This window comes from Mesorhizobium sp. M0664 (genome assembly GCF_040320565.1).
Lineage (GTDB): Bacteria > Pseudomonadota > Alphaproteobacteria > Rhizobiales > Rhizobiaceae > Mesorhizobium.
Genome location: NZ_JAMYPW010000019.1, coordinates 54,100 through 80,221, shown reverse-complemented (window position 1 = coordinate 80,221; position 26,122 = coordinate 54,100). Strand labels below are relative to the sequence as shown.

Genomic DNA, 26,122 nt, shown 5'->3' with positions numbered 1-26,122 from the left:
CCTTTCCCCGATACTGTGAATCTCTGACAGCCCCGTTTTTCGGCGGGGGGTTTTACCCATGCGCCAATGCATGACTGCCGAAGCAACCACCGGGACTTGCCCACGGCGCCAGGCGGCGGGCGGAACCACCAAGACTGACACGGGTGAAGGAGTTTCCCCAATGGCCCAGACCGGCACCGTTAAATTCTTCAACGCTACCAAAGGCTTCGGCTTCATCACGCCCGATGGCGGCGCCAAGGATGTGTTCGTCCACATCTCGGCGATCGAGGCTTCCGGGCTGCGCACGCTCGTCGACGGTCAGAAGGTCACCTTCGATGTCGAGCCCGACCGTATGGGCAAGGGTCCGAAAGCGGTCAATCTCCGCGCTGCCTGAAACCACAGCGTGCCGCGCGTCCTTTCGGGGTGTGAGGATGCTGCAAGGCTTTTGGAGTGAACTTGAATTCTGTAAAGGCGCGGCGGTTTTCGTCGCGCCTTTCGTGTTCCGGGATGCTTGCCCGCACCCGCAAAACTTTCTCTTGCCGATGGCACTAAAATAAAGGACAAATTTCCGTCCGGGCATTTGCCGGCCCGAGACTGGACTTGTGGGATCAAAGGAGCTTCCCATGCCGCAGACCGGCACCGTCAAATTCTTCAATCACGCCAAGGGCTTCGGCTTCATCACGCCGGACGACGGGGCAAAGGATGTCTTCGTCCATATTTCGGCCGTGCAGGCGTCGGGTCTTCCCGGTCTTGAGGATGGGCAGAAAGTGACATTCGACACCGAGCCGGACAAGCGCGGCAAGGGTCCGAAAGCCGTCAACCTGTCGATCGGCTGAACCACCCCCGGACAGAATGGACGTGGGCCGGTCTGGCCTGCGGTGTTTGCCGCACGCTTGAACCGCCCAGTTAGATGAACCGCCTGGTCAAATTTCGTTCAGCCCCCGTTCAGCCACGGTCGCATATTAATCTTCGTTAAAGCCGGACCGCATCCCCGAAAACGACCCGGGCCGGCACGAAGGAGACCGACATGAACCGAATTTTCAAGACTGCCATCCTGTCCGCCGCGGTCGTTGCGACCACGCTTGCGACCTTGCCCGCGGCCAATGCCGACGAATGGCGCCATCACCGCCGCCACCACGGCCACGGCGACGCCGTTGCGGCCGGCGTGCTCGGCCTTGCGGCCGGTGCCCTGATCGGCGGTGCGCTCGCCAGCCCGCAGCCCCGCTATTACGACCCGGCCTATGATGATGAATACTACAGGCCTGCCCCGGTGCGCCGTTATTACGTGCAGCCGCGAGTGGCCTATGCCGAAAGCTATGCGGAGCCGTGGACCCGCGGCTGGTACGAATACTGCTCGGACCGCTACCGGAGCTTCAACGCCCGAACCGGCACGTTCACCGGCTATGACGGCGAACAGCATTTCTGCACCGCCAATTAGCGGAGGCAGTTTCCCGTCGGAAAAAAGCGCGGTCGCACAGGCCGCGCTTTTTGTTTCCGGCAAGCGGTTTCAGACCAGAAAAGGATTGCTCCGCCGCTCCTCACCAAAACGGCCGCCGGGACCATGGCCGCAGATAAAGCCGATGTCGTCGCCCAACGGCAAAAGCTTCTCCTTGATCGAGGCGATCAGCGCGGCGTGGTTGCCGCCTGGCAGATCGGTGCGGCCGACCGAACCGCGGAACAGCACGTCGCCGACATGGGCGAACTTCGCCGCCCGGCTATAGTAGACGACGTGGCCGGGTGCATGGCCCGGACAATGGAGCACCTCAAACACGTGCGAGCCGAACGAAACGGTCTCGCCTTCGGCAAGGAACCGGTCGGGGACACAGTTGCGCACGGGATCGGTGATGCCGTAGCGCTTCGCCTGGTTCTCGAGATTGGCGAGCAGCGGCCGGTCGGCGGCATGCGGGCCGATGATCTCGATACCGAGCGCCTCCTTCAGTTCCATGGCCCCGCCGGCATGATCGATATGGCCATGCGTGATCCAGATCGCGCCGGCAGTGATCGCATTGTCCTCGAGCGCCGCCAGCACCTTGTCGATGTCGCCGCCCGGATCGACGACAACGCCTTGCCTGTCGTCCATGTCGAAGAGGATGGTGCAGTTCTGCTGGAACGGCGTGACCGGCACGATGCCGGCGTTGAGCTGACCCATATTCGTCCTTTCACGCTGTCGGAGCGCTGCGCGTCCCCTCGAACGCGTCAGGAGAGCTCCAACCTTGAACCAGGCCCTGATGTAGAGACACACGCGAACGGCGTCCACCGCTCCCACAAACGGCAAACGAAATGGGCGGCCGAAGCCGCCCATTTGAAAACCTGAAACGTCAAAGCTTATTTCTTCATCGCGTTCATGACCGCACCGATGATGCCGGTCAGGATGGCGCCGCCGCCGGCACCGCCAACGATATTTGAAATGTTCAACGCGCTGCCGGCCCCTGCCGCCGTGGCGGCGGCTGCCGGATCGACCGAGCCACCCAGCAGACTGTTGAGGATGGCCGCACCGCCGACGCCGCCGACAGCGCCGCCCAGGATTTTGGTAAGCTGCCCCATCGCCGCAGTCTTGATAGCCGCGCCAACCGCCTGACCACCGATGATACCCGTAATCACCTGAATAATGATCGGAAGAAGCGTGTTCATATCCATATTTCCAGTCCCTCCATAGCTGCCAGCCTCCCGGGCCGACCCCATCATGAGACGCCGAATTGTGTGAAAGTCAAATGCAGAAGCGCTTAAATAAAAGGGGCGGCCCGAAAACCGCCCTACTAGTTAAAAAAGCTGTGACTTTCGTTATTCTGCAGCGATTGCGTGCTTGGGCTGAACGGCCGCAGAATAGTCATTCATCAGCGTCTTGGCGATTTCGCCGACCTCGAATCGGTATGGACCGATCTCCGAAACCGGCGTCACCTCGGCTGCCGTCCCGGTGAGGAAGCACTGCTGGAAGCCTTCAAGCTCATCCGGCATGATGGCGCGCTCGATCACCTCCAAACCGCGGTCCTTGGCAAGGCCGATAACCGTGCGGCGGGTGATGCCGTCGAGGAAGCAATCAGGCTTGGGCGTATGGATCTTGCCGTCCTTGACGAAGAAGATGTTGGCGCCTGTCGCTTCCGCCACCTGGCCACGCCAGTCGAGCATCATGGCGTCGGCATAGCCCTTTGCCTCGGCGGCATGCTTGGACATGGTGCAGATCATGTAGAGGCCGGCCGCCTTCGATTTCGACGGTGCGGTGCGCGGGTCGGGGCGGCGCCATTCGGCCATGTCGAGGCGGATCCCCTTGAGCTTCTGCGCCGGGTCGAAATAGCTTGGCCACTGCCAGATGGCGATGGCGCAGTTGATCCGACTGTTCTGTGCGGAAACGCCCATCTGTTCGCTGCCGCGCCACGCGATCGGCCGGACATAGGCGTCCTGGAAACCTTGCTTCTTCAACAGCGTGCGGCAGGCGTCGTCGATCTCGGCGACCGAGTAGGGTATCTTGAAGCCAAGCAGGCGCGCCGATTCATGCAGGCGTTCGGTGTGGTCGGTCAGCTTGAAAATTTCGCCCCCATAAGCGCGCTCGCCCTCGAATACCGCGCTGGCGTAGTGCAGCCCGTGGGTCAAGACGTGGATCTTGGCGTCGGCCCATTTGACGAATTCGCCGTTCATCCAGATAAAGCCGTCCAGTTGGTCGAAGGGAACGGATGCCATGGTAACCTCCCGCGGGCGGCAGCCCGCACATCATTGTGTCGTTGCGTGTTTCGCCTCGGCCGCTGCGGGCGGCCATTGTCTCAAAGCGTAGGCGGATATTTAAGGTCTGGCAAACTCAGGAAGTTCCGGAAAAAACGGCTTCGCTTGCCTTTTCGTTCGCAATCCGCCGAAAAGCTTGCCAAAAATTACCATCGCGCGGAAAATACGTCAATAGTGCTGACATAATTTCCTGCTTCACACGGAGAAAAGATGACGAGCCACGCAGCCGCAGAGCCGATCAGGACGGCGATCACCGACGAGGACGGCATCGATTTCGCCATCATCGAGTTGTTCTTCTTCGCCTATCGCGACTTTACCTCCGATCCGGACCAGATCCTGGCCGATTACGGTTTTGGCCGCGCCCATCATCGGGTGTTGCATTTTGTCAATCGCCGGCCCGGCCTGACGGTCGCCGAGCTCCTCGATGTGCTCAAGATCACCAAGCAGAGCCTGGCGCGCGTGCTCAAGCAACTGATCGACACCGACCATATCGTGCAATTGCAGGGCCCCCGCGACCGCCGCCAGCGCGAGCTTTATCCGACGGCCAAGGGCCGTGCTCTGGCGCTGGCACTGGCGCGGCCACAGTCGCGCCGCATCCATGCTGCATTGGAAGATTCCGGAGCCACCGAACGCGCCGTTATCGAACGGTTCCTTGAAGCGATGGTAAATCCGGAACTAAGGGCGCAGATCGACATTGTGCCCGCAAAGATGTCAGGGAAAAACCATGGAGACCATTGAGAGGGTTGATCATCCGACAGCACCGGAAGACGACGCGCCGCATCTGCTGGTGGTCGACGACGACACCCGTATCCGCAATCTTCTGAAACAGTATCTGACCGAAAACGGTTTTCGCGTCACCGTCGCCGGAAATTCCGGCGAGGCGAGGCGCAAGCTCGCCGGCCTCGACTTCGATCTGATCGTGCTCGACGTCATGATGCCGGGTGAAAGCGGCGTCGATCTCACCAAGGCGCTGCGGGCCGAGAAAAACGTGCCGATCCTGATGCTCACCGCACTGTCCGAAACCGACAGCCGGATCACCGGGCTCGAGGCCGGTGCCGACGACTATCTGCCTAAACCGTTCGACCCGCGCGAGCTGATCCTGCGCATCAACAATATCCTGCGCCGCGGCGGCCCCGCGACGACGCCCAAGGTCGAACAGCTGGTCTTTGGCCCCTATACGTTCCAGATCGCCAGGCGTGAGCTGAAGCGCGGCGGCGAGGCGCTCAAGCTGACCGACCGCGAGCAGGAAATCCTGGCGATCTTCGCTGCGCGTGCCGGCGAGACGATACCGCGGCATGAGCTTGTCGGCGATGAATCCGAGGTCGGCGAGCGCACGATCGACGTCCAGATCAACCGGCTGCGCCGCAAGATCGAACGCGATCCGTCCAATCCGGTCTGGCTGCAGACCGTGCGCGGTATTGGGTATCGGCTCAGCGTGGAATAGAATGCCGCCGACAGCGGCCCTTTGCCGGGTCCCGGTGAGCGAAAGGACGAATGGCGACCACGCAACTCGAACGGCCGGGAGATGGCGGCTTCAGCGCCCGCGCGACGCGGGCGCTCAAGGCCGTGCCGCGCGCCTGGAACCGTTTCTGGCGCCTGGTGTCGCTTTACATGCCGAAGCGGCTCTATGCCCGCTCGCTGATCATCGTCATCGCGCCAATGATCATGCTGCAGTCGGTCGTCGCCTTTGTCTTCATGGAGCGCCACTGGCAAACCGTGACGCAACGCCTGTCGCAGGCCACGGTGCGCGACATCGCCGCCATCATCGACCTGATAGAGACCTATCCGCATGACGCCGACTACGCCAACGTCATCCGCATCGCCCAGGATCGCATGCAGCTGAAGGTCGACCTCCTCCCGCCCGACCCGCTGCCGCCACCCGGGCCAAAGCCGTTCTTCTCGATCCTCGACGAGATCCTTTCGTCCGAGATCACCCGCCAGATCAACCGTCCGTTCTGGATCGATACGGTCGGCAATTCCAATATCGTCGAGGTCCGCGTCCAGCTCGAGAACAAGGTGCTGCGCGTCTTCGTGCGCCGCAGCCAGGCCTATGCATCGAACACCCATATTTTCCTGATCTGGATGGTCGGCACCTCGCTGGTGCTGCTGATGATCGCCATTCCCTTCCTGCGCAACCAGATCCGGCCGATTCTGACGCTGGCCGAGGCGGCCGAGAGCTTCGGCAAGGGCCGGCCGATGCCGCGCGATTTTCGCCCGCGCGGCGCGGAGGAAGTCCGCCGCGCCGGCTTTGCCTTCATCCAGATGCGCGAACGCATCGAACGTCAGCTCGAGCAGCGCACCGCCATGCTGAGCGGCGTCAGCCACGATCTGAGGACCATCCTCACCCGCTTCAAGCTGCAATTGGCGCTTGCCGGGACCAAGGCGGCCGATACCCAGGCACTCGACCAGGACATCGACGACATGCAGTCGATGCTGGAAGGCTACCTTGCCTTTGCACGCGGCGAAGCTTCGGAAGATGCCGGTCAGTTCGATCTCGAAGCCTTCTTCGACAAGCTTCGCGAGGAAGCCGCGCTGCGCAAGCGCAAGCTGTCGACCGTGCTTGTCGGCGATCCGCATGTGCATGTGCGCCCCAATGCCTTTGCGCGGCTGCTGTCCAACGTCGTCGGCAATGCATTCCGCTATGCCAAGACGGTGGAGATCAATGCCAATCATGGGCGCGGTTCGCTGGTCGTCACCATCGACGATGACGGCCCGGGAATTCCGCCCGAAAAGCGAGAAGATGTATTCAAGCCGTTCGTGCGGCTGGACGAGGCCCGCAACCTCGACGCCAGCGGCACCGGCCTTGGCCTCTCCATCGCACGAGACATTGCCCGCAGCCATGGTGGCGACATTGTCCTCGAACGCAGCCCGCTCGGCGGCCTTCGGGCGGTGATCAAGGTCCCCGCTTGACGGCAGCGACACCCGGCCTTCATCGGCCCGTCATGAAACCATGGTGAAGAGCGCCAATGAAGCGCGCGATCCTGATTGATTCGGCCCTGCGGCCTCATTTCGACCCCGCGCCTGCCCGGGTGCGCTGGTGCGACGCCAGAGCTGCGGCGTGGTCGCCGCTCAGGCGTCGCGGCGAGGCAATCAAGCTTGCCGCCAAGGGACCGCCATGCGCATCCTGATGGTCACCGACGCCTGGCGCCCGCAAGTCAACGGCGTCGTCCACACGCTAGAGCGTCTCTCGGAGACCCTGAAATCCTTCGATATCGAGACGGACTTCCTGACGCCGAATATCTTTCGCACCCTGCCTCTGCCGACCTATCCCGATATCAGGCTGGCGCTGACGACGCCGCACCGCGTGGCGCAGCTGATCGAGGCACGCAAGGTGGACCACATCCATATCGTCACCGAAGGACCGCTCGGCATTATGGCCCGGCGCTACTGCCGCAACGCCGGCCGCCCGTTCACGACCAGCTATCACACACGTTTTCCGGAATATCTGAGCGCGCGCCTGCCGGTGCCTGAAGCATGGGCCTATCGCTGGCTGCGTGATTTCCACAATTCAGGACAGGGCACGCTGGTTGCCACCCAGTCGCTTGCCGACGATCTTGCGGCGCGCGGCTTCACCAAGCTCCGGCCGTGGACGCGCGGCGTCGACACCGACCATTTTCGGCCGGACAAAAGAAAGGACCTGGGATTTCCCGGACCGATCTTCCTCTGCGTTGGCCGCGTCGCGATCGAAAAGAACCTGCCGGCCTTCCTCGACCTCGACCTGCCTGGCAGCAAGTTGGTCGTAGGCGAAGGGCCGGAATTGGCGAAGCTGAAGGCCAGATATCACGATGCCCATTTCCTTGGCCATCGTCCGAACGACGAACTGGCCGAGATCTACGCCTCGGCCGATGCTTTCGTCTTCCCCAGCCGTACCGACACGTTCGGCAACGTCATCATCGAGGCGCTGGCCAGCGGCACGCCGGTCGCAGCCTATCCCGTCACCGGACCCATCGATATTGTGGGTGACGGCATCGGCGGCGCGGTGTCGGACGACCTGCGGCAAGCAGCGCTCGCCGCCCTTCACGTAGACCGCGCCGAGGCGCGGCAACGCGCAATGCGCTACAGCTGGAAGGCCTGCGCGGAAATGTTCATGGAAACGGTCGAAGAAGCGCGGGGTACCAGGCGTAAACTGGCTGCGTGAACAACAGCGCAGCTAGAACAACCTGCCGCCGTCCGGCACTTTGCGTTCGATTGCCCCAAGCACCACCGCGCCTTCTTCATCGGGAAAGCCGAGCGTCAGCACTTCCGACATGAATGGCCCGATCTGACGCGGCGGGAAATTGATCACAGCGAACACCTGCCGGCCGATCAGGGTTTCGGGCGTATAATATTTCGTGATCTGGGCCGAGGATTTCTTCACCCCGATCACGGGACCGAAGTTGATTTTCAATTTGATCGCCGGCTTGCGCGCCTCGGGAAAAGGCTCGGCCTCGACGATCGTGCCGGCGCGGATGTCGATGCGGTCGAAATCGGCAAAGCTGATCTCGGGTTTTCGCGCGTTGCTCGAACTCATCGACGATCAGGCGCTTCCGTAGGTTTCGAACAGCACGCCGGCCAACGCATCCTTGGCCGAAGTGCCTGACCAGACGACGAACTGGAACGCCTGGAAATAGCATTCGCAGGCCTCCAGCGCCGACGACAGCAGCACCTCGACCTGCTGGCTCGACGGCTCGACCCCACCGGCCAGCAGCAGCGACTGGCGGAACATGATGGCGCCTTCCTGCTCCCAGAGATCGAAATGGCCAAACAGCATCTGCTCGTTGATCAGCGAAAGCAGCCGCATCACCTCGAGCGCGCGCGCCTCCGGGACCTTGATGTCGAAGGCGCAGGCCAGGTGCAGCGCCTCGTAGTCCTCCATCCAGGAGAATGAAACGTGGTAGTCGGTCCAGCTTCCGGCAACAGAGATCGAGATCTCGTCGTCGCCGGCCCGCTCGAAGGACCAATCGTTGTTGTGCGCCACCTGCTCGATAACATCCACCGGATGGATTTCGCGGGAGAATTCGAGTTCGAGAAGTTCCATGAAATGCTTCCTGTCGTTCTGGGAGCGCCACCACACGCTCCGCGGGAGAGGCACACTCGAACAATTCTGCCTAGAACTCGGACGGCCAGGACTTCGTCAACGCAAAGACCCCGGACCGGACCCCACCGCCCGGCGCATGACCGTGCTCCGAATCATGCAACAAATTCAGTCTATTGATCGGGAGTCGCGTGACCAGCCAAATTTTTCGCACTGCGTCATTCGCATGTGGAAAGGCGCTGTCACAAAGATTCACGCAGTACCGGTAAGCGATTCACGACAAAGCGCTTTTTGCGATCCGGCTTTGTGGAAAAGTTTAACGATTTATTTCTTGTTATTTTTTTGCACGCGGCTTTGACGCAGCCGCAGGCGCTGGTTGACCGGTCAATTCGGCAAGCCTGGCCTCGAGCGCCTCGATGCGAGCGGCGAGGCGGGTGTTTTCTTCCCTGGCCTTCGCCGCCATGTCGCGAGCGGCCTCGAATTCCTCGCGCTGCACCACGTCCATGGAGTTGAGTATGCGCTCGGCCTGGCCCCTGAAGGCGGTCTCCACCTCGCGCCGCACGCCTTGCGCGGCACCGGCTGCATCGGTCATCAGCTTGGCGAATTCATCGAGAATGCGGTTCGGTCCGGTCGCCATGGCAAATCCTCGCTTGGTCGAATTGACGTAGTGGCGCGCGATTCGGAATGCAAGCATATGCTTGCCTTGACCCCGCCAAAAGCCTGCCGCATGGTCCGCGCCCGAACCTGATTGGGAACCCGGAGACCCTGTTGAGCGAATATTTGCTGCCGCTGGCCGCCCTGCCCTTTCCCAACATCGACCCGGTCATCGTCCGGATCGGACCGCTGGCGGTGCATTGGTACGGCGTCGGCTACATCGTCGGCATTCTGTTCGCCTGGTGGTATGCCAAGCGCCTCGTCACCAACCCAAAACTGTGGCCCGACGGCACCCTGCCGATGAAGCCCGTCGACCTCGACGACTTCATCGTCTGGGCAGCCATCGGTGTGGTGCTCGGCGGACGCACCGGCTACGTGCTGTTCTACGACCTGCCGCGCTACATCGCCAATCCGCTCGATATCGTCGCCGTCTGGCAGGGCGGCATGTCGTTTCATGGCGGCCTGATCGGCGTCATTCTCGCAATGACGCTGTTTTCCCGGTCTCGCGGCATCCGCACATGGTCGCTGTTCGACGTGGCTGCCGCCGGCGTGCCGGTGGGGCTTGGCCTCGTTCGCCTGGCAAACTTCATCAATTCCGAACTATGGGGCCGGCCGACCGACGTTCCATGGGCATTCGAATTCCCCAATGGCGGCCCATTTGCACGCCATCCGAGCCAGATCTACGAGGCGCTCCTCGAAGGGCTGGTGTTGTTCCTTGTCCTGCGCTTCCTCACCCATTCGCGGCTCAAGCTGAAGGCGCCGCGCTTCGTCGGCGGCGCCTTCATCGCCGGCTATGGCGCCTCGCGCATCTTCGTCGAATTCTTTCGCGAGCCCGACCAGCAGCTTGGCTACCTCCTTGGCACGAGCTGGCTGACCATGGGAATGGTGCTGTCACTGCCGATGGTGCTGGCCGGCATCTGGGCGATGGCTACAGCCAAGCCGGTGACAAAACCGCAGCCGGCATGACGCGGCTGAAGACCCGCATCGCCGAGCTGATCGGTGCGGTGGGACCGATCCCCATCAGCGAATACATGGCGCTCTGCCTGTTCGATCCGCTGGGAGGCTACTATACGACACGCGAGCCGTTCGGCGCCGCCGGCGACTTCGTCACCGCGCCGGAGATCAGCCAGATGTTTGGCGAGCTGGTCGCCATCTGGCTCTACCAGGCGTGGCTGGCGATCGACCGGCCGACGCCGGTCGCCATCGCCGAAATAGGCCCCGGCCGCGGCACGCTGATGAGAGATATGCTGCGCACGCTTTCGCGGCTCGATCCGACGCTTACCGCCAGCGCATCGTTCGCCTTGATCGAGACCAGTCCGCGGTTGACCGAGGTCCAGAAACGAACGCTTGCCGGGACGTCGGCCACCGTCGCCTGGCATGAGGCCGTGGACACACTACCGCAGGCGCCGCTTCTGATTGTTGGTAATGAGCTGTTTGACGCGGTGCCCATCCGCCAGTTCGTCCGCGCCGGAGCCGGCTGGCGCGAGCGGATGATCGGTCTCGACGATGCGAACCGGCTGCGCTTTTTCGTCGGCGCCGGCTCGCTCGACCCGATGCTGCTGCCGGAGGATGCCGAGAATGCGCCGGAAGGTGCGATCGTCGAGGTGGCGCCAGCCCGCGCCGCCCTGATGGCGGCCATCGCCGGGCGACTTGCCGGATTTGGCGGCGCCGGCCTGTTTCTCGACTACGGTCACCTCCAGCCCGGGATCGGCGACACCTTGCAGGCCTTGCGCAAGCACCGTCATGAGGACGTGCTGGCCAATCCGGGGCGGGCCGATCTCACAGCCCATGTCGATTTCGCTGCCCTCGCGGCAACCGTTCGGGCACACAGCCTCGATGCCCACCTCTCAACGCAAGGTGAATTCCTGCTCAAGATGGGGCTTCTCGAACGAGCTGGCCGGCTCGGCGCCAATGCCGATGAGGCAGCTCGCGAAAAGATCGCGGCCGACGTCGAGCGCCTCGCCGGCCCGCTGGCCATGGGCGAACTCTTCAAGGTGCTTGCCGTCCTCCCCGCCGGCATTGCCGTTCCGCCGTTTCCAAGCACGGATTGACTTTTCGCTGCCGCCTCTCCCACTCTCCCGTCTCCGACTAGCGCCCGACATCAACTGCGCCAGCCTTCAACTGACCAGCCTTCAACTGACCAGTCTTCAACTGCGCCCCTTCAACTCGCTTGACGAAATCGCCCATACGGACAACAAAGCCGCCATGCTGAATCAGACCAAACCGGATCCCGTTCGGTCGCCCTTGCTGGAAACGGCGCAAGGCATCCGCCACGGCTACTTCACGCGCGTCGGCGGCATTTCCAGCGGCATCTACCGGGGCCTCAACATCGGCACCGGCTCGAACGACGACCAGACGCTGGTGCGCGAGAATCGCCGCCGGGTCGCCGAATGGATGGGCGTGCCAGCAAACCATCTGCTGACCGCTCACCAAGTTCATTCGCCGGACGTCGTCATTGCCAGGGAGCCTTTTGCCGGCGAGCGGCCCAAGGCCGACGCCATTGTCACCGACCGGCCGGGCATTGCCGTCGGTGCCTCGACCGCCGACTGCGGACCGGTCCTCTTCGCCGACGCCGAGGCGCGCATTATCGGCGCCGCCCATGCCGGCTGGAAAGGCGCTTTCACCGGAGTGCTGGAAAACACCATCGCGGCAATGGAAAGCCTCGGCGCCCGGCGCGACCGCATCGTCGCAGTGCTCGGTCCTTCGATCGGCCCACGGAATTACGAAGTCGGACCGGAATTCGTCGCCCGTTTCGTCGACGCCGATGCCGGCAGTGCCCGCTATTTCGCGCCCTCCGCAAATGCCGGACACGCGATGTTCGATCTCAACCGCTACACGGTCGACCGGCTGACCAAGGCTGGCGTCAATGCCGAAGGACTTGGCCGCTGCACCTATGCCGAGGAAGAGCTTTTCTACTCCTATCGGCGCAGCACGCATCGCAACGAGCCCGACTACGGGCGGCAGGTTTCGGCAATCGTTTTGGAGGCTGACTGATGGCGCTGCATTTCGAACGCTCGGAATTCGACGCGCGGCGCGATCGACTGATGATCGAGATCGCCGAAAAGAAGCTCGACGCCGTCCTGCTGTTTGCCCAGGAAAGCATGTATTGGCTAACCGGCTACGACACCTTCGGCTTCTGCTTTTTCCAGTGCCTGGTGGTCAAGGCCGACGGCTCGATGGTGCTGCTGACGCGTTCGGCCGACTTGCGCCAGGCGCGCCACACCTCGATCATCGACAACATCGTTTTGTGGACGGACCGCAACGGCGCCAATCCGGCGGTAGATCTGCGCAATCTGCTCAACGAGCTTGACCTGCTCGGCGCCCGGATCGGCGTCGAATACGACACCCACGGCCTGACCGCCTATAATGGCCGGCGCCTCGACGAGCAGTTGCAGACCTTCGGGCAGATCGCGGATGCCTCCGGCATTGTCAGCCGGCTACGGCTATTCAAGAGCCCGGCAGAAATCGCCAAGGCGGAAAAAGCCGCAAATCTGGCCGACGACGCGCTGGACGCAGCACTGCCGCTGATCAAGCAGGGTGGCGATGAGGCGCTGATCCTCGCCGCCATGCAAGGTGCGATCTTTGCCGGCGGCGGCGATTATCCGGCCAACGAGTTCATCATCGGCTCCGGAGTCGACGCCCTGCTTTGCCGCTACAAGGCCGGTCGCCGCAAGCTCACCAAGAACGACCAGCTGACGCTCGAATGGGCCGGTGTCTTCCATCACTACCATGCGGCAATGATGCGCACGGTGTTGACCGGCAAGGTATCGAAACGCCACCAGGAATTGTTCGATGCCGCCCGCGCCGCGCTACTTGCAGTCGAGAAGGCGATGACGCCCGGTAATACGTTCGGCGACGTGTTCGACGCCCATGCCCGCACCCTCGAAGCCCACAACTTGACCAAGCACCGGCTCAATGCCTGCGGCTATTCGCTCGGCGCCCGCTTCACCCCGTCCTGGATGGATATGCCGATGTTCTATCAGGGTAATCCCGAACCGATTGCGCCGAACATGACGCTGTTCGCCCATATGATCATCATGGACTCCGAAACCGAAACCGCGATGACGCTTGGCCGCACCTATCTGACCACCGAATCCCAGCCGAAGCCGCTGTCCCGCCATGATCTCGACTTGATCGTGCAGTGAATCCATAATGGAGAGAGTGTGAGGGGCGTTCGTCGCCAAGGAGTTTTCAGGCTAATGAGACGATCGCATGTGACGACCGTGTCATTGCTCGTGGCGCTGGCACTGGCGGCCTGCACCAATGCGAAGGACGTTCTCGAACCCTCGGCCATTGCCCCGCAATCGACGCAATCCCTCTCCGGAGCCGGAGGTGCCGCGACGCCCCCCGCAACTCCGGCTCAGCCTGCCGGCACCGCGCAAACTGCAGATACGGCGCAGCCTTCCGCTGCAGCAGCCGTGCCGCCCGCCAAAAGCGCGGCTGCCATTGCGCGGACCCGGCTGCAGGTGGCGCCGATCGTCGGCGCCTCGGTAGAAGCCGCGACACCGCTGACCGCCGAGCTTCAGACACGCGCCAGGCAGCGCGGCATCACCTTGGCCGGCAGCACCGACCAGACCCCAACACATGTGCTCAAGGGCTATTTCTCGACCATGACGGAAGGCAAGGACACTACCGTCATCTATGTCTGGGACATCTATGACCCGGCCGGCAACCGGCTGCATCGCATCAACGGCCAGCAGAAGGCGCCCTCTGTTGGCGGCGGCGAAGGCTGGACGGCGGTCGCCCCGGCGACCATGCAGGCAATTGCCGACCAGACAATCGACCAGTTCGCCACCTGGCTTGGCGGCGGCGCCGGCTGACCTGGAGTATGATTTCCGAAAAGTGAATCCGGTTTTCGGAAAAGACCATCCTCAGACTGAAAGATAGAGCTATCCCCGATTCCGTCGGCATCGAAGTGGACCTATCGCGGCATCGTCAAGCCGTAAGCGTTTATTGAGATTAGCCGGCGGATTCCCATTCACGACGCTTGCAATACCGGCGCGGGCCGCTAAAAGCCCGACTAAGAGGCTGGAGTGCTATCGGAGTCTCTCAATCCTTCGCCAGGAACGGTGCATGAAGCTCTTCGCGGGCAATTCCAACAGGGTGCTGGCCGAATCAGTCGCCCGCTACCTCAACATTCCGCTGGGCAAGGCCAGCGTCAGGCGCTTCGCCGACCAGGAAATCTTCGTCGAGATCCAGGAGAATGTGCGCGGCGAGGACGTCTTCATCCTGCAGTCCACCTCGTTCCCGACCAACGATCATCTGATGGAACTGCTCATCATGATCGACGCCTTCATGCGCTCTTCGGCCAAGCGCATCACTGCGGTTATTCCTTATTTCGGCTATGCCAGGCAGGATCGCCGTGCCTCGGGCCGCACACCGATCTCGGCCAAACTGGTCGCCAACATGATCACGAGGGCGGGCGTCGACCGGGTGCTGACCCTGGATCTCCATGCCGGCCAGATTCAAGGCTTCTTCGACATCCCGACCGACAATCTGTTTTCCGTGCCGGTCATGGCCCGCGACGTAAAGGCGAAATACAAGCAGCTTGCCAATGTCATGGTGGTGTCGCCGGATGTCGGCGGCGTGGTCCGCGCCCGCGCGCTCGCCAAGCGCATCGACGCCCAGCTTGCCATCGTCGACAAGCGCCGCGAGCGCCCCGGCGAATCGGAAGTCATGAACGTCATCGGTGACGTGCGCGGCAAGGATTGCCTGTTGATCGACGACATCATCGATTCGGGCGGCACGCTGTGCAATGCGGCCGATGCGCTGCTTGCCGATGGCGCCACCAGTGTGACCGCCTATACTACCCATGGCGTTTTGTCCGGCGGCGCCATCGCCCGCATCGGCGCCTCGAAACTGCAGGAACTGGTCATCACCGATTCCATCCAGCCGACCCAGGCAGTGCTGGACGCCGCCAATATCCGCGTCATCTCCATCGCCGAACTGATGGGCGAGGCGATCTCGCGCACGGCGACCGAGGAATCGGTGTCGAGCCTGTTCGATTAATGCGTGTCGCGCAAAACTGTGCAGCGGTTTTGCGATAACGACATGCATACAACAAGAACCCAAAGCGCGTCGCATGAGGCCGGTCGAACGCGACGCCCTTCAGGGCTGCGCCTCAGGCCGAGCCGGACCACTTGTTCGTCGCACACCTTCGCCAGCATCACGGGCGCCCCGCATGTAACCGCGTGGCGAGGCTCCCAGCATGCGCTTGAACATGGTGATGAACGCCGGCACGCTGTCATAGCCGAGATCGAGCGCCACCCTCGTGATCGGCTCGCCGTCGGCCAGCCGTGGCAGCGCCGCGAACAGACAGGCCTGCTGACGCCAGGTCGACAGCGACAATCCGGTCTGGCGGTGGAACGCGCGGGTGAAAGAGCGGCGGCTCATGCCGACGATAGCGGCCCACTCGTCGATCGTCGCATGCGGTGACGGTGCCGAGACGAAGCGCCGGCACAGCGTCGCCAACCTTGCATCGGACGGGAACGGAAGGCCGAGCGGCCGTTCCGGCAGGTTCGGGATTTCGTGCAGCAGGAGCTTCATGATCAGTCTGCCCCGCCCCTTCAGCTCGGCGCCTTGCGGCAGCTTTTCCGATTCCACGATCAGGCTGTGCATCAGGTCGGTGATGCCGACGACACGCAACCCGTCCGGCAGGCCGGGAATGGCCTCCGGCATCACATAGACGGACCGCATGCTGACGTCGCCCAGCATCTCGACGGAATGTTCGGTGCCGGCGGGGATCCACATCGCGTGGTCCGGAGGCACCATCCAGCGCCCATGCCGCGTCGTCACCAGCACGACACCGACCAGCGCGTGCAGCAACTGGCTGCGGCTATGATGGTGCCGTGGCACATGGTAGCCGTCCGGATATTCGGTCGGCAGCGCCACTGCCGGCCCGACGGCCTCTTCCAGCCATTGCCAGCGACGCTCATGCAACAGCCCGAGATCGGTGTCGCCCGCTCTGAACATTTCCCTGCCATGCGGCATCAGCTATGGCCCACTTGCGAAACTATTGGACCAAACCACGAAAGAAGTCGCGTGACAAGCAACGTATAAGGCTGCGCCCTATAAGACCGCCTGCGGGAGCGCCCGCCAAAAAGACCACGGAGCCTGCCTTGACCGATACCACAGCAACCGCCGACGCCAAGCCGGCAGCGGCCAGCCACATTTCAGCTCAGGCGACGGCCTTCACCGTCATCCTGGCGGTGAGCTTCTGTCATTGCATCAACGACATCATGCAGTCGCTGCTGTCGGCGATCTATCCGCTGCTGAAGGACAATTATGGTCTCGATTTCTGGCAGATCGGCCTTTTGACTTTTACCTTCCAGGTGACGGCATCCTTGCTGCAGCCGGTGATCGGCATGATTATCGACAAGCGGCCGATGCCTTATTCGCTGCCCTACGGCATGGCTTCTTCGCTGATCGGGCTGGTCGTGCTGGCCTATGCCGGACATTACTCGCTGCTCCTCATCGGCGCCTCGCTGATCGGCATCGGCTCGGCGATCTTCCACCCGGAATCCTCGCGCATCGCCCGCTTCGCCTCCGGTGGCCGGTTCGGTCTTGCGCAGTCGCTGTTCCAGGTCGGCGGCAATTTCGGCCAGGCGATGGGGCCGCTGCTGGCAGCATTCATCGTCGTGCCCTTCGGCCAGACCAGCATCGCCTGGTTTGCCGGCGGCTCGCTGATCGGCATCATCGTGCTGTGGCAGGTTGGCGGCTGGTACAGCCGCCTGCGCGCCGCACAGGGCACCCGCAAAGCGGCAGGCTTCGTTTCGCCTTTCCCGCGCCGCAAGGTCCTGGGCGCGCTGGCGGTGCTGACCTTGCTGGTATTGACCAAGAACGCCTACATCGCCAGCCTGTCCAGCTACTACACCTTCTATGCCATCCATAAATTCGGCGTTTCGGTGCAGATGTCGCAGGTCATGCTGTTCCTGTTCCTCGGCGCCTCGGCCCTGGGCATCCTGCTCGGCGGCCCGTTCGGCGACCGCTACGGACAGAAGGCGATGATCTGGTTCTCGATCGTCGGCGTGCTGCCCTTCACCCTGGCCCTGCCCTACGCCAATTTCGAGTGGACAATGGTTCTCACCGTGCTGATCGGCCTGATCCTGTCCTCGGCCTTCTCGAACATCGTCGTATTCGCGCAGGAACTGGTGCCCGGCCGGGTCGGCATGATCGCCGGCATCTTTTTCGGCTTCGCCTTCGGCATGGGCGGCATCGCGGCCGCCGTGCTTGGCGTCGTCGCCGACATGAAGGGCATCGATTTCGTCTTCCAGGTCTGCTCGTATTTGCCGCTGCTCGGGCTGCTGACGGTTTTTCTTCCCAACATGAAGGAGGCGAGGAAGCTCAAGGCGGGGACCACGATCGGGTGAAGTTTGGGTTGGACTTCGGCTTCCCCGCCCACCGGGCAGCGCGAAATTCGGTTCTCGACATAGACTTCGAGCCGGTCAGGGCCGCCGCTTAGCGACATCGCGGCCATTGGCTGACACGCTCCGTCATCTGAAACACGCTCCGTCATCTGAGCTTGAAAGCACGCGTCGCCCGCATCAGCCGGAATGCCTGCTCGGCAGCGTTCGCCAGCAGCGTGTCGGCGTCACGGATCGCGTCTTCGAGGGAACACGGTCGGCACAGAATGCTGAAGAAGGCATCGATGCCGATGTCGTGGGTCGCCTCTGCACCTGCTCCGATCGTTCCTGCCAAGGCGATGACGGGCAGATTGTGACGTTTCGCGCGCCGGGCAATCTCGGCTGGTATCTTTCCAAAGCTCGTCTGACCATCCAGGCCACCCTCGGCTGTCATGACGATGTCGGCGTTTGACAGCCGATGATCGAGATCCATATACCGCAGGATCAGGTCGAAGCGCGGATGCAGCCGGGCTCCAACAAAGGCGTGAAGTCCGGCGCCGAGTCCCCCGGAAGCTCCTCCGCCGACAAGCGGCGTCACGTCGACGCCGAGGTCGCGGCGAACGACGTGAGCGACATTTTCCATGCCCTGCTCGAGCAAAACCACCTGATCAGGTGTTGCACCCTTTTGCGGGCCGAACACCCGAGCGACGCCTCTCTCGCCGAGCAGCATGTTGTAGGGATTTACCGCGACGTCGACACGAACATTCGAAAGGCGATGATCACGACTGGAAAGATCGACACGAGCTAGCGATGAGAGGGCCGAGCCGCTCCCCGAAATGGGACGGCCGCCGCCATCGAGCAGACGCACGCCTAATGCTTGGGCCATGCCGGTTCCTGCATCGTTGACACCCGAGTCACCGCAGCCGATCAGAATTCTTTCCGCGCCAAGATCGAGCGCAAAACGAATCAACTCACCAACCCCATAACTTGTAGTGCGGGTCGGGTCACGCATGTCCGTGGGGACGAGCCGGAGCCCGGCAGCCGCCGCGATTTCCAGAACTGCTGTCCGTTTCTTTCTTCGCCCGAGAAAACCGACATTGGCCGCCACGGGTTGTCCCACCGGTCCCGTCACTGTGACGGAATGCAGCTCGCCATCAGACAATTCAACAAGGGTCCGCGTAAAATCCTCGCCGCCATCCACCATTGGAAGGCCCAGGATCTTTGCTGTCGGAACGGCATTGCGAACGCCGCGCGCCAATGCAGCGATGACATCACGAACGCCGAGGCTCTCCTTAAAGCCGGAGGGTGCGACCAATACTCGAAGCCGTCTTCGTTTCGTCAATCCTTTCTTTTTCGACATTCTACGGCTCTCCAACAAGTTGCAGATGGAGCGTGTTGAGCAGGGCTCCGGTGGCTGGCCACACGGCGACCGCGAACACGACGATGAGGATGAACTGCATCGGCAGCAGGATTGAGCTGAGCAAGGCGAGGTCTTTCGGGCCGTAGCCTTCCTCGTCGACCCCCGCGAAAAGCGCCACCGGTTTCGCGCAGATCGCGAGGGTTTGGCAAAAGCCGGTCGCCGAGACGAGGACAAACATTGCCAGGAGAGGGTCGAGCCGCGCTGTCGATGCGAGCATCAGCGCCGGGGGCAGCAGCACCGAGACACGCGCCGTGCGACTGTGGATCACGAGATGACTGAAAAGCCCAAGCAAGGCTAATAAGGAGATAAGCGCCAACGGGCCCAAGCCGGCGCCGCGCAGCGGATCGACAGTCGTCTCGATCAACCACCGATTGAGGCCTGATGCCGTCAGGCCGTCTGCCAAGCAGATCGTCGCCGCCAGAAACAAGAGCAGCTTCCACTCCGCACCCTTGATTGCATCGCCAAACGCCACGGAGCCTACTCTAGGAAGTGTGGCCAAGAGAGCGCCGCCAAGAGCGACAACGGTGGCATCAAGTCCGTGGACAGGTTCGGTCAGCCACGCGATGACAACCCCGCCGGCGATCCAGAGTATCGGCTGCCGTGCCAATCCGGCACCGCCACTAGTCACCGTCGTTGGCTGCAAAAGGGTCATCCGCCGTTCGACCGGCGACAGGAAAAGCCGGAGCAGGCATTCGACCGAAAGGAAGGTGCTTACGGCCGCAAACGGCAGGCCGAAAGCGATCCATTCCAGATAGCTTACTTTCACACCCGAGAGGCGGCCGACCATTTCGATCGCCAGCAGATGGGCACCGGCGCCGACGGGCGATGCAATGGCCGAGAGCAGGATAACAGTGGGGAACAGCAGCGCGAAGGCCCTTCGCAACCGGGCGCTTCCACAGCGTCCCGCGATCGCCTGAAAGGCGGGGATCATCAAAGCTGCGCGACCTGAGGTCGACGGAATGACGAAGGCTGTGGCGATCATGACGGCCGTCAAGGAATAGGCGATTGCGCGAACCGATCGCATGCGCCCCGTCACGAGGCCGAGAACGCGATCTGCGACCCCACTCGCCTTGAAGGTGGCCGCCAACATGAAGGAGGCAAGCAATAGCCAGATCAACTCATCGCCGAGCGCATGAAACAGCGCGCCTGGATCACGGTTGACCAGCAGCGCCATTGCCAGCCCGGCGGCGATCGCAACGAAGGTGTCGTCGAACGGCGTCAGGGTCCACCCGATGATCGCGACAAGCAGGATCTCGAGCGCTCGCCGGGCGTCGGACGGGAGCGCGGAGAGGCCGAATTCAATGATGGCCACACACAGGGATACACAGGTTCCGATCAGTGCGGCTCGCCATATCGGCCAGAGCACCGGCGGTGTCCTTTCCCGAAGGGTGGCGTCACTGTCGGTCCGAAAATCTACTTGTGCCAACCGAAACCTCGTCTAGTTCGCCGCCAACGTGGCGATGAGGGCGTCGCACACCCTCCGCTCGAACTTAGGAGGTTCCGATTAGACGCTTGCGAGGGCTCCGGTTAGAATTTGGTGAGAGGCATTATCCGATCGCCGGCAGGATTACCGCATGACCGTTCGAGGCCGCATCTTCCTATTTCAAATCGTCATTCTCGCCCTTGTCGGACTGATTTCAGGACTGGCATTCGCAACACTCCAGCTGACAGAGGAATTCGTCCGCCGAATCGACAGCGTCCACGGGCGGTTCGAGGCGCTCGCCGAACTCAATGGGCAAGCCAACAATTACACCGAGCAACTCGCTGAAGTCTTGCTGCTTGGGCCCGAGCAAATGCCGGATTTCGAAGCGGCGCGAGAAGCAGTGAAATCCGGATTCTACAAGCTGGAGGGCGCCACTCGCGAGGAACTCGGTGCTCTCGGATATTGGAGCGATAGACGCCAGGAGGAGGCCGAACTCAGATTCGTCGGTCGCGTCAAGGCGCTGTTTGAGGCGATCGATCGGGCCGCCCAGCGACTGTTCAGCCAGCGAACAAAGGGGGATCCAAAGGGCATCGTAGACGCCTTCCGCAACGATGTGGAGCACCGATTAGAGAACGATCTTGAAGAAATGATTGAAGCCGCTTTGCACGATGAGCGCAGGGAGGTTGGAGAGGAACTCGCCGGCGTCCGTGGCGCACAATGGCGGCTGCTGCTGCTGACCGGCGGCTTCGCTGCGTTGCTCATGCTGGGCAGTCTGGGGTTCGGCCTGGTCCTGCGACGATCAATCGCCACACCTGTGCGTGAACTGAACGAAAGCGCCAAAGCCATCGCTGCAGGCAAGCTCGACCATCGCGTTTCCGCGACCGGACGCGACGAGTTCGCTTCCCTCTCGCGAAGTTTCAACAGCATGGCCGAGGCTCTCGAGATCGAACGTGCTGCTCTGATTTCGGTACAGGACCGCTTGGAGGCGGAGGTTCAGTTGCGCACCCGTGAACTGCGGAAAGCCAATGAGCAACTGAGAGCGATCGATAGCCGACGCACACAATTTTTTGCGGAGGCAAGCCACGAACTCCGCACGCCGTTGACGATTCTCCGCGGAGAGGCCGACGTTGCCCTCCGCGGCCAACCGCGTGTTCGATCTTACCGCGAAGCTCTGAGCCGAATCCGCAATTGCGCTGAAGATATGGCTCGCAACCTGGGGGACCTTCTGGCATTCGCCCGCTCCGAAGCTGAAAATTTCAGGTTCTCCTTGCGCAACATCGATACCGGCGAGGTTGTGAAGGCGGCCGTTCAGGAGGCTTCCGTACTCGCAGGTCCCAAGCAGATATCCATTGATCTGTCGCTCAACCCAGACCATTGCCTCATTCGGGGTGACGCCCAGCGCCTAAAGCAAGCGCTGCTGATCGGCTTCGACAACGCCATAAAGTACTCAAAGCCATATCAGACGATAGCAGTCGAGATGGCTGAGCGTCATGGAATGCTTGAGATCGCCATCCGCGACAACGGTTCAGGGATCGATGCCAACGATCTCCCGTTCGTGTTTGACCGATATTATCGCGGGCGTGTCGGAGGGAGGTCCGCAGCCGACGGCCTTGGTGTTGGCCTCGCGATCGCCAAGGAGATTATAGACGGGCACAATGGCACAATCGGCCTTGAAGGAATTGAGCCTTCGGGAACCCTCCTCAGAATCAGACTGCCGCTGGTACATCGCACCCATGATTCGAATCCTGATCGTTGAAGACGACCGGCGTGTCTCCGACTTTCTCCGCCGGGGGTTGGAGGCCGAAGGCTTCCACGTGAGTGTCGCGGAGGACGGTCGCGAGGGACTAGCCATTATTCGTACGGATCCATTCGATCTCGTGATCCTGGACCGTCTGCTTCCCTACCTGGACGGCCTTGAGCTGTGCCGGATCGTGCGATTGGAGCAGTGGCCGGTTCTCATCCTGATGCTGACCGCGAAGGAGACAATTCAGGATCGCGTAGATGGGCTCAAGGGCGGTGCCGACGATTACCTGACGAAACCGTTTGCGTTTGATGAACTGGTGGCCAGGATTGACGCGCTGCGCCGACGCCGTCAGGGTGCAGTGGATCGACAATTGCTTCGAGTGAGCCGCCTCAATCTCGACACGAGCGCTCGTCGTTTTGCGGACGGCGACCGGGAAATCAGCCTTACCCGACGTGAATTCGACCTTCTGCATTTTCTCATGCTCAACGCGGGGAAAGTGGTTAGCCGCGAGCGCATCCTCAACAATGTCTGGTCATACAGCTTCGAACCCGGGACGAAGATCGTGGAGGTATACATTCGCTATCTGCGTGCGAAGCTCGGGCCGGATGCATCGGCCAGCATTCAGACAGTTCGTGGGATCGGCTACATGCTGGTCGAGCGGAAGCCATAGAAGGTAGAGCGAAACTCTTTATCGCACCGTTCTCGCCACTCGCTGGAAACCTCCCCTTTCCGCAACGCCGCTTCCACCGCTTGTTTCCGAATAGGTGTTCATCGGCTCCCTTCCATGCTGCCGGCGCGCGCCGTCCACCCGCCGTGGGCATTGCCCCGCCGCGGTTCCCCTTTCCACCCGCCGCGGTTCCCCTTTCCATTTGTGTTCGGGCTTGGGCGGCGACACCGATTTTGGCGGCCGTTAACCGCTTTCGTAATTCACGGCCTCTACCCCCAGGCCTGCAGCCACCCAGTCGGGGAAGCCGCCTTCGAACCGGCGCGGGGCCCAGCCTCGTGCCCTGAGGATTGCCAAGGCGTCGGGCGAAAGAACGCACTGGACTCCACGACAATAGGCGACAACGGGTGAAACAAGAGATGCCAAAATGTTGGAGTTCGTTGTTCGTGCGGCCGTCGTTGGAATCGGCGCGACAGCCCTGATGGACCTCTGGGGATGGTTTCTGAAGCGAATGTTCGCGATTCCACCGCTTGATTACGCCTGGGTCGGCCGCTGGATCGGGCACTTTCCACATGGACGTTTTGCACATGCGAATATCGCACAAGCTGCCCGCGTTCGCGGCGAAACCGCCATTGGATACCGCCATTGGATGGAGTGCGCATTACGCGACCGGCATCGTATTTGCCGCAGCGCTGATTGGAGTGTGGGGCCTCGACTGGGCACGGCACCCGACAGTGCTTCCGGCCCTGTTGGTCGGCGTCTGCATCATCGTCGCCCGTTCTTCGTGATGCAACCGGCTTTTGGGATCGGCATCGCGGCTTCGAAAGTTCCCAACCCGCGCACTGCGCGCCTGCGCAGCCTTATGGCCCATCTGTCTTTCGGGATTGGGCTGTACGTTGCAGCATCGCTTTCGGCATTGCTACTTCCGGCCTGATGGGCCGCCCGCTTGCACCTCGCGCCGCCTTCCGCTATAGAGCCGCCACCCGCGTAGACACCCTTGGAGGCAACGCGGCGGAAGGCCGCCTTCCCGCATGATCCCGAAAAGTGGATTCCGGTTTTCGGACCAGGTCATGCGTCAGCTATGTCGGCTTTCGACGTTTACGGCCCCGGCACGTTGCCGGCCGCGAACGCTCCAGAACAACGCGAAAGGAAATGCCATGAGCCACGATACTTACGAGCTCAAGGCCGAAGCGCGCGAACAGGTCGGTAAGGGGTCCGCCCGTGCAGTTCGCCGCAACGGTAAAGTGCCTGCAGTGATTTACGGCGACAAGCAGCCTCCCCTGGCGATTGCGCTGACCTACAAGGACATCTACTACAAGATCCATGGCGGCGGGTTTCTGACCACGGTCGCCACGATCGATGTCGACGGCAACAAGATCCAGGTTCTGCCCAAGGATTTTCAGCTCGACCCGGTCAAGGATTTCCCTGTCCATGTCGATTTCCTGCGCATCGGCAAGGATACCGAAGTCAACGTCGATGTGCCCGTGCACTTCATCAATGAAGACAAGTCGCCCGGCATCAAACGCGGCGGCGTGCTCAACATCGTGCGCCACGAGGTCGAGTTCCACTGCCCGGCCAATGCGATCCCGGATTTCATCACCGTCGATCTCACCGGTACCGATATCGGCGATTCGATCCACATTTCGGCCGTCACCTTGCCGGCCGGCGTCAAGCCGGTGATCTCCGACCGCGACTTCACCATCGCGACCATTGCCGGCTCCTCGGCGATGAAGCCGGAGGCTGCGGAAGAGACGACTGAAGCGGCTGCGCCCGAAGCGGCTCCTGCCGCCGAAGAGAAGTAACCCCTTCCCGCCCGGAGGCGACGATGCTTGTCTTTGCAGGCCTCGGCAATCCGGGCGCGAAATACGCCAACAACCGGCACAATGTCGGCTTCATGGCGGCGGACGCGATGGCCCGCCGCCATTCCTTTTCGCCTTGGTCGAAGAAATTCCAGGGTCTGATTGCCGAAGGCACGCTTGCCGGCGAAAAGGTGATCCTGATCAAGCCGCAGACCTTCATGAACCTGTCCGGCCAGGCGGTCGGCGAAGCCTTGCGCTTCTACAAGCTCGGCCCTTCGGCGCTGACTGTCTTTTATGACGAGATCGACCTTGCCGCCGGCAAGGTGCGGGTCAAAGTCGGTGGCGGTTCCGGCGGCCACAACGGCATCCGCTCCCTCGACCAGCACGTCGGCAAGGATTTTCGCCGTGTGCGCATCGGCGTCGGCCATCCCGGCGTCAAGGAAATGGTGCACGGCCATGTGCTTGGCGATTTCGCCAAGGGCGACCGCGAATGGCTGGACGTGCTGCTCGACGCAATCGCCGATGGTGCCGGATTGCTTGCCAAGGGCGACGACAATTCGTTCATGAACCGCGTGACGCTGGCGCTGCGCGACAAGCTCACGCCGACGGACGACGACGATCGCCCGCCGCCCAAGGCGCCAAAGGCGCAAAGCCACGTCCGCCAGGCGCGGCCGCAGCAGCCGGCGGCCAAGCTGCCCGAAACCGGCCCGATGGCGGCCATGCTGAAGAAGCTTTTTGGCGGCAAGGACTGAGCCATGGATCTGGATGACATTCAGGAATTGGTCCGTCTCATCAGACAGAAGTATGTTGATTATTTCGTCACCGCTGCCGGCGAACTTGCTCGCAACAGCCAAGGATCGCATGCGACCGAAATCAAGTTTTCGAACGTCGATTCCTTCTATCGAAATTTCATCGCGGTTGATTTCGTCAGTAATGACGGACAGCCAAATCCGCAATTCATCAACAGCGATTCCTATGTGAAATTCTCTCCGGATATTCACGCCGGGATGGGTGGAATGGATGTCCTCATCTCACCTTTCAGGTGGGATGAGGTTCATTTTAAATTCCCTATAAATGAGCTCGACGGCGATCTCTTCGACGAATGGTTTCGCGGCTGGTTCGATATCGATAGCGAGCGTGAAACATCGGAGACCGTCGGAAACGTCATTCACAGTGCGCAATTGCTCGAGGGGCAACTGACCATCGATTTCGGAACCGCTGAGGTCGACGCGTTCTGGCATCTTCTGCAAATACTGAGCAGGTCCGGCGTTCGTTCGTTGGCGATAGGCACCGATGACATCGCGCAGCGTCTGAATTGAATTGCGCCTTGACGATCATCGGGGCTTTCGCCCATAGCCCTGATTAAATT

Annotated in this window: 29 protein-coding genes; 20 read left to right on the top strand and 9 right to left on the bottom strand. The window is 61.8% G+C overall.

The window, feature by feature from the left end; genetic code table 11:
* The first annotated feature begins 160 nt into the window (after positions 1-160).
* From NKI39_RS18550 to NKI39_RS18540, 3 genes are all read left to right on the top strand, one after another.
* Positions 161-373 carry a cold-shock protein gene (locus NKI39_RS18550; protein WP_006202520.1) on the top strand — a complete coding sequence of 71 codons (213 nt, stop codon included), beginning with the start codon at positions 161-163 and terminating at the stop codon, positions 371-373.
* A 229-nt stretch (positions 374-602) separates the two neighbouring features.
* Positions 603-815 carry a cold-shock protein gene (locus NKI39_RS18545; protein ID WP_006202521.1) on the top strand — a complete coding sequence of 71 codons (213 nt, stop codon included), beginning with the start codon at positions 603-605 and terminating at the stop codon, positions 813-815.
* Positions 816-1,006: 191 nt separating this feature from the next.
* The gene (locus NKI39_RS18540) at positions 1,007-1,417 is read left to right on the top strand and encodes a BA14K family protein (protein ID WP_023678410.1); all 411 of its coding nucleotides are present in this window, start codon (positions 1,007-1,009) and stop codon (positions 1,415-1,417) included.
* A 69-nt stretch (positions 1,418-1,486) separates the two neighbouring features.
* Here the strand turns inward: NKI39_RS18540 and NKI39_RS18535 are convergent, their stop codons facing one another.
* The 3 genes from NKI39_RS18535 to NKI39_RS18525 all read right to left on the bottom strand — a co-directional run bounded on the left by NKI39_RS18535 (position 1,487) and on the right by NKI39_RS18525 (position 3,654).
* A complete protein-coding gene (locus NKI39_RS18535) occupies positions 1,487-2,128 on the bottom strand; it encodes an MBL fold metallo-hydrolase (protein ID WP_352450491.1) in 642 nt (213 codons plus the stop codon).
* A gap of 176 nt (positions 2,129-2,304) precedes the next feature.
* Entirely contained in the window at positions 2,305-2,616 is a 312-nt protein-coding gene (locus tag NKI39_RS18530) for a hypothetical protein (RefSeq protein ID WP_352450492.1), read from the bottom strand.
* Between the two features lie 144 nt (positions 2,617-2,760).
* Positions 2,761-3,654, bottom strand: a complete 894-nt coding sequence (locus NKI39_RS18525) for a branched-chain amino acid aminotransferase (protein ID WP_352450493.1) — start codon at positions 3,652-3,654, stop codon at positions 2,761-2,763.
* A 249-nt stretch (positions 3,655-3,903) separates the two neighbouring features.
* Here NKI39_RS18525 and NKI39_RS18520 point away from each other — a divergent pair, with 249 nt between their 5' ends.
* The 4 genes from NKI39_RS18520 (at position 3,904) to NKI39_RS18505 (ending at position 7,831) form a co-directional block, all read left to right on the top strand.
* Positions 3,904-4,431 (top strand): MarR family winged helix-turn-helix transcriptional regulator, encoded by a 528-nt coding sequence (locus tag NKI39_RS18520; protein WP_352456926.1) that lies wholly within the window; start codon positions 3,904-3,906, stop codon positions 4,429-4,431.
* Entirely contained in the window at positions 4,418-5,137 is a 720-nt protein-coding gene (locus NKI39_RS18515; protein ID WP_023678415.1) for a response regulator, read from the top strand. The genes NKI39_RS18520 and NKI39_RS18515 overlap by 14 nt, the downstream gene beginning before the upstream one ends.
* Positions 5,138-5,187: 50 nt before the next feature.
* Positions 5,188-6,603, top strand: a complete 1,416-nt coding sequence (locus NKI39_RS18510; protein WP_352833464.1) for an ATP-binding protein — start codon at positions 5,188-5,190, stop codon at positions 6,601-6,603.
* A gap of 205 nt (positions 6,604-6,808) precedes the next feature.
* A complete protein-coding gene (locus tag NKI39_RS18505) occupies positions 6,809-7,831 on the top strand; it encodes a glycosyltransferase family 4 protein (RefSeq protein ID WP_352833462.1) in 1,023 nt (340 codons plus the stop codon).
* Positions 7,832-7,843: 12 nt separating this feature from the next.
* Here NKI39_RS18505 and NKI39_RS18500 read toward each other — a convergent pair whose 3' ends face one another.
* The 3 genes from NKI39_RS18500 to NKI39_RS18490 all read right to left on the bottom strand — a co-directional run bounded on the left by NKI39_RS18500 (position 7,844) and on the right by NKI39_RS18490 (position 9,344).
* Positions 7,844-8,203 carry a tRNA-binding protein gene (locus NKI39_RS18500; protein ID WP_352833459.1) on the bottom strand — a complete coding sequence of 120 codons (360 nt, stop codon included), beginning with the start codon at positions 8,201-8,203 and terminating at the stop codon, positions 7,844-7,846.
* A gap of 6 nt (positions 8,204-8,209) precedes the next feature.
* Positions 8,210-8,710, bottom strand: a complete 501-nt coding sequence (locus NKI39_RS18495) for a type III secretion system chaperone family protein (protein WP_352833456.1) — start codon at positions 8,708-8,710, stop codon at positions 8,210-8,212.
* 331 nt (positions 8,711-9,041) lie between these two features.
* Positions 9,042-9,344, bottom strand: coding sequence for an accessory factor UbiK family protein (locus tag NKI39_RS18490; RefSeq protein WP_352469829.1), 303 nt, complete (start codon positions 9,342-9,344; stop codon positions 9,042-9,044).
* A gap of 131 nt (positions 9,345-9,475) precedes the next feature.
* Between NKI39_RS18490 and lgt the strand changes: the two genes are divergently transcribed.
* From lgt to NKI39_RS18460, 6 genes are all read left to right on the top strand, one after another.
* Positions 9,476-10,327: a prolipoprotein diacylglyceryl transferase gene (gene lgt / locus NKI39_RS18485; RefSeq protein WP_352833453.1), complete on the top strand. Its 852-nt coding sequence runs from the start codon at positions 9,476-9,478 to the stop codon at positions 10,325-10,327.
* Positions 10,324-11,412 (top strand): class I SAM-dependent methyltransferase, encoded by a 1,089-nt coding sequence (locus tag NKI39_RS18480; RefSeq protein WP_352833451.1) that lies wholly within the window; start codon positions 10,324-10,326, stop codon positions 11,410-11,412. The genes lgt and NKI39_RS18480 overlap by 4 nt, the downstream gene beginning before the upstream one ends.
* Positions 11,413-11,566: 154 nt before the next feature.
* Positions 11,567-12,355 carry a peptidoglycan editing factor PgeF gene (gene pgeF, locus NKI39_RS18475; protein WP_352833448.1) on the top strand — a complete coding sequence of 263 codons (789 nt, stop codon included), beginning with the start codon at positions 11,567-11,569 and terminating at the stop codon, positions 12,353-12,355.
* Positions 12,355-13,506: a M24 family metallopeptidase gene (locus tag NKI39_RS18470; protein WP_023678425.1), complete on the top strand. Its 1,152-nt coding sequence runs from the start codon at positions 12,355-12,357 to the stop codon at positions 13,504-13,506. Before pgeF ends, NKI39_RS18470 begins: the two co-directional genes overlap by 1 nt.
* A gap of 54 nt (positions 13,507-13,560) precedes the next feature.
* On the top strand, positions 13,561-14,181 hold the full coding sequence (locus tag NKI39_RS18465; RefSeq protein ID WP_023678426.1) for a hypothetical protein: 621 nt from the start codon (positions 13,561-13,563) through the stop codon (positions 14,179-14,181).
* A 253-nt stretch (positions 14,182-14,434) separates the two neighbouring features.
* Positions 14,435-15,370 carry a ribose-phosphate pyrophosphokinase gene (locus NKI39_RS18460; RefSeq protein ID WP_254819191.1) on the top strand — a complete coding sequence of 312 codons (936 nt, stop codon included), beginning with the start codon at positions 14,435-14,437 and terminating at the stop codon, positions 15,368-15,370.
* A 99-nt stretch (positions 15,371-15,469) separates the two neighbouring features.
* On the opposite strand, the gene NKI39_RS18455 is transcribed toward NKI39_RS18460, so the two are convergent.
* Entirely contained in the window at positions 15,470-16,351 is an 882-nt protein-coding gene (locus tag NKI39_RS18455) for an AraC family transcriptional regulator (protein ID WP_352833445.1), read from the bottom strand.
* 128 nt (positions 16,352-16,479) lie between these two features.
* Here NKI39_RS18455 and NKI39_RS18450 point away from each other — a divergent pair, with 128 nt between their 5' ends.
* Entirely contained in the window at positions 16,480-17,730 is a 1,251-nt protein-coding gene (locus tag NKI39_RS18450; protein WP_352833442.1) for an MFS transporter, read from the top strand.
* A 142-nt stretch (positions 17,731-17,872) separates the two neighbouring features.
* On the opposite strand, the gene NKI39_RS18445 is transcribed toward NKI39_RS18450, so the two are convergent.
* Both NKI39_RS18445 and NKI39_RS18440 read right to left on the bottom strand, forming a co-directional pair.
* Positions 17,873-19,063 carry a glycerate kinase family protein gene (locus NKI39_RS18445; protein ID WP_352772583.1) on the bottom strand — a complete coding sequence of 397 codons (1,191 nt, stop codon included), beginning with the start codon at positions 19,061-19,063 and terminating at the stop codon, positions 17,873-17,875.
* 1 nt (position 19,064) lies between these two features.
* A complete protein-coding gene (locus tag NKI39_RS18440; RefSeq protein WP_352833439.1) occupies positions 19,065-20,435 on the bottom strand; it encodes an SLC13 family permease in 1,371 nt (456 codons plus the stop codon).
* Between the two features lie 262 nt (positions 20,436-20,697).
* Here NKI39_RS18440 and NKI39_RS18435 point away from each other — a divergent pair, with 262 nt between their 5' ends.
* From NKI39_RS18435 to NKI39_RS18410, 6 genes are all read left to right on the top strand, one after another.
* Entirely contained in the window at positions 20,698-22,302 is a 1,605-nt protein-coding gene (locus NKI39_RS18435) for a sensor histidine kinase (protein ID WP_352833436.1), read from the top strand.
* Positions 22,280-22,960: a response regulator transcription factor gene (locus NKI39_RS18430; RefSeq protein ID WP_352450507.1), complete on the top strand. Its 681-nt coding sequence runs from the start codon at positions 22,280-22,282 to the stop codon at positions 22,958-22,960. The genes NKI39_RS18435 and NKI39_RS18430 overlap by 23 nt, the downstream gene beginning before the upstream one ends.
* Before the next feature lie 421 nt (positions 22,961-23,381).
* Entirely contained in the window at positions 23,382-23,888 is a 507-nt protein-coding gene (locus NKI39_RS18425) for a DUF2938 family protein (RefSeq protein WP_352833433.1), read from the top strand.
* Positions 23,889-24,111: 223 nt separating this feature from the next.
* Positions 24,112-24,756: a 50S ribosomal protein L25/general stress protein Ctc gene (locus NKI39_RS18420; RefSeq protein ID WP_352469743.1), complete on the top strand. Its 645-nt coding sequence runs from the start codon at positions 24,112-24,114 to the stop codon at positions 24,754-24,756.
* A 23-nt stretch (positions 24,757-24,779) separates the two neighbouring features.
* Positions 24,780-25,505 carry an aminoacyl-tRNA hydrolase gene (gene pth / locus NKI39_RS18415; protein WP_352833430.1) on the top strand — a complete coding sequence of 242 codons (726 nt, stop codon included), beginning with the start codon at positions 24,780-24,782 and terminating at the stop codon, positions 25,503-25,505.
* 3 nt (positions 25,506-25,508) lie between these two features.
* Positions 25,509-26,072, top strand: a complete 564-nt coding sequence (locus NKI39_RS18410) for a hypothetical protein (protein WP_352770921.1) — start codon at positions 25,509-25,511, stop codon at positions 26,070-26,072.
* Positions 26,073-26,122 lie beyond the last annotated feature (50 nt).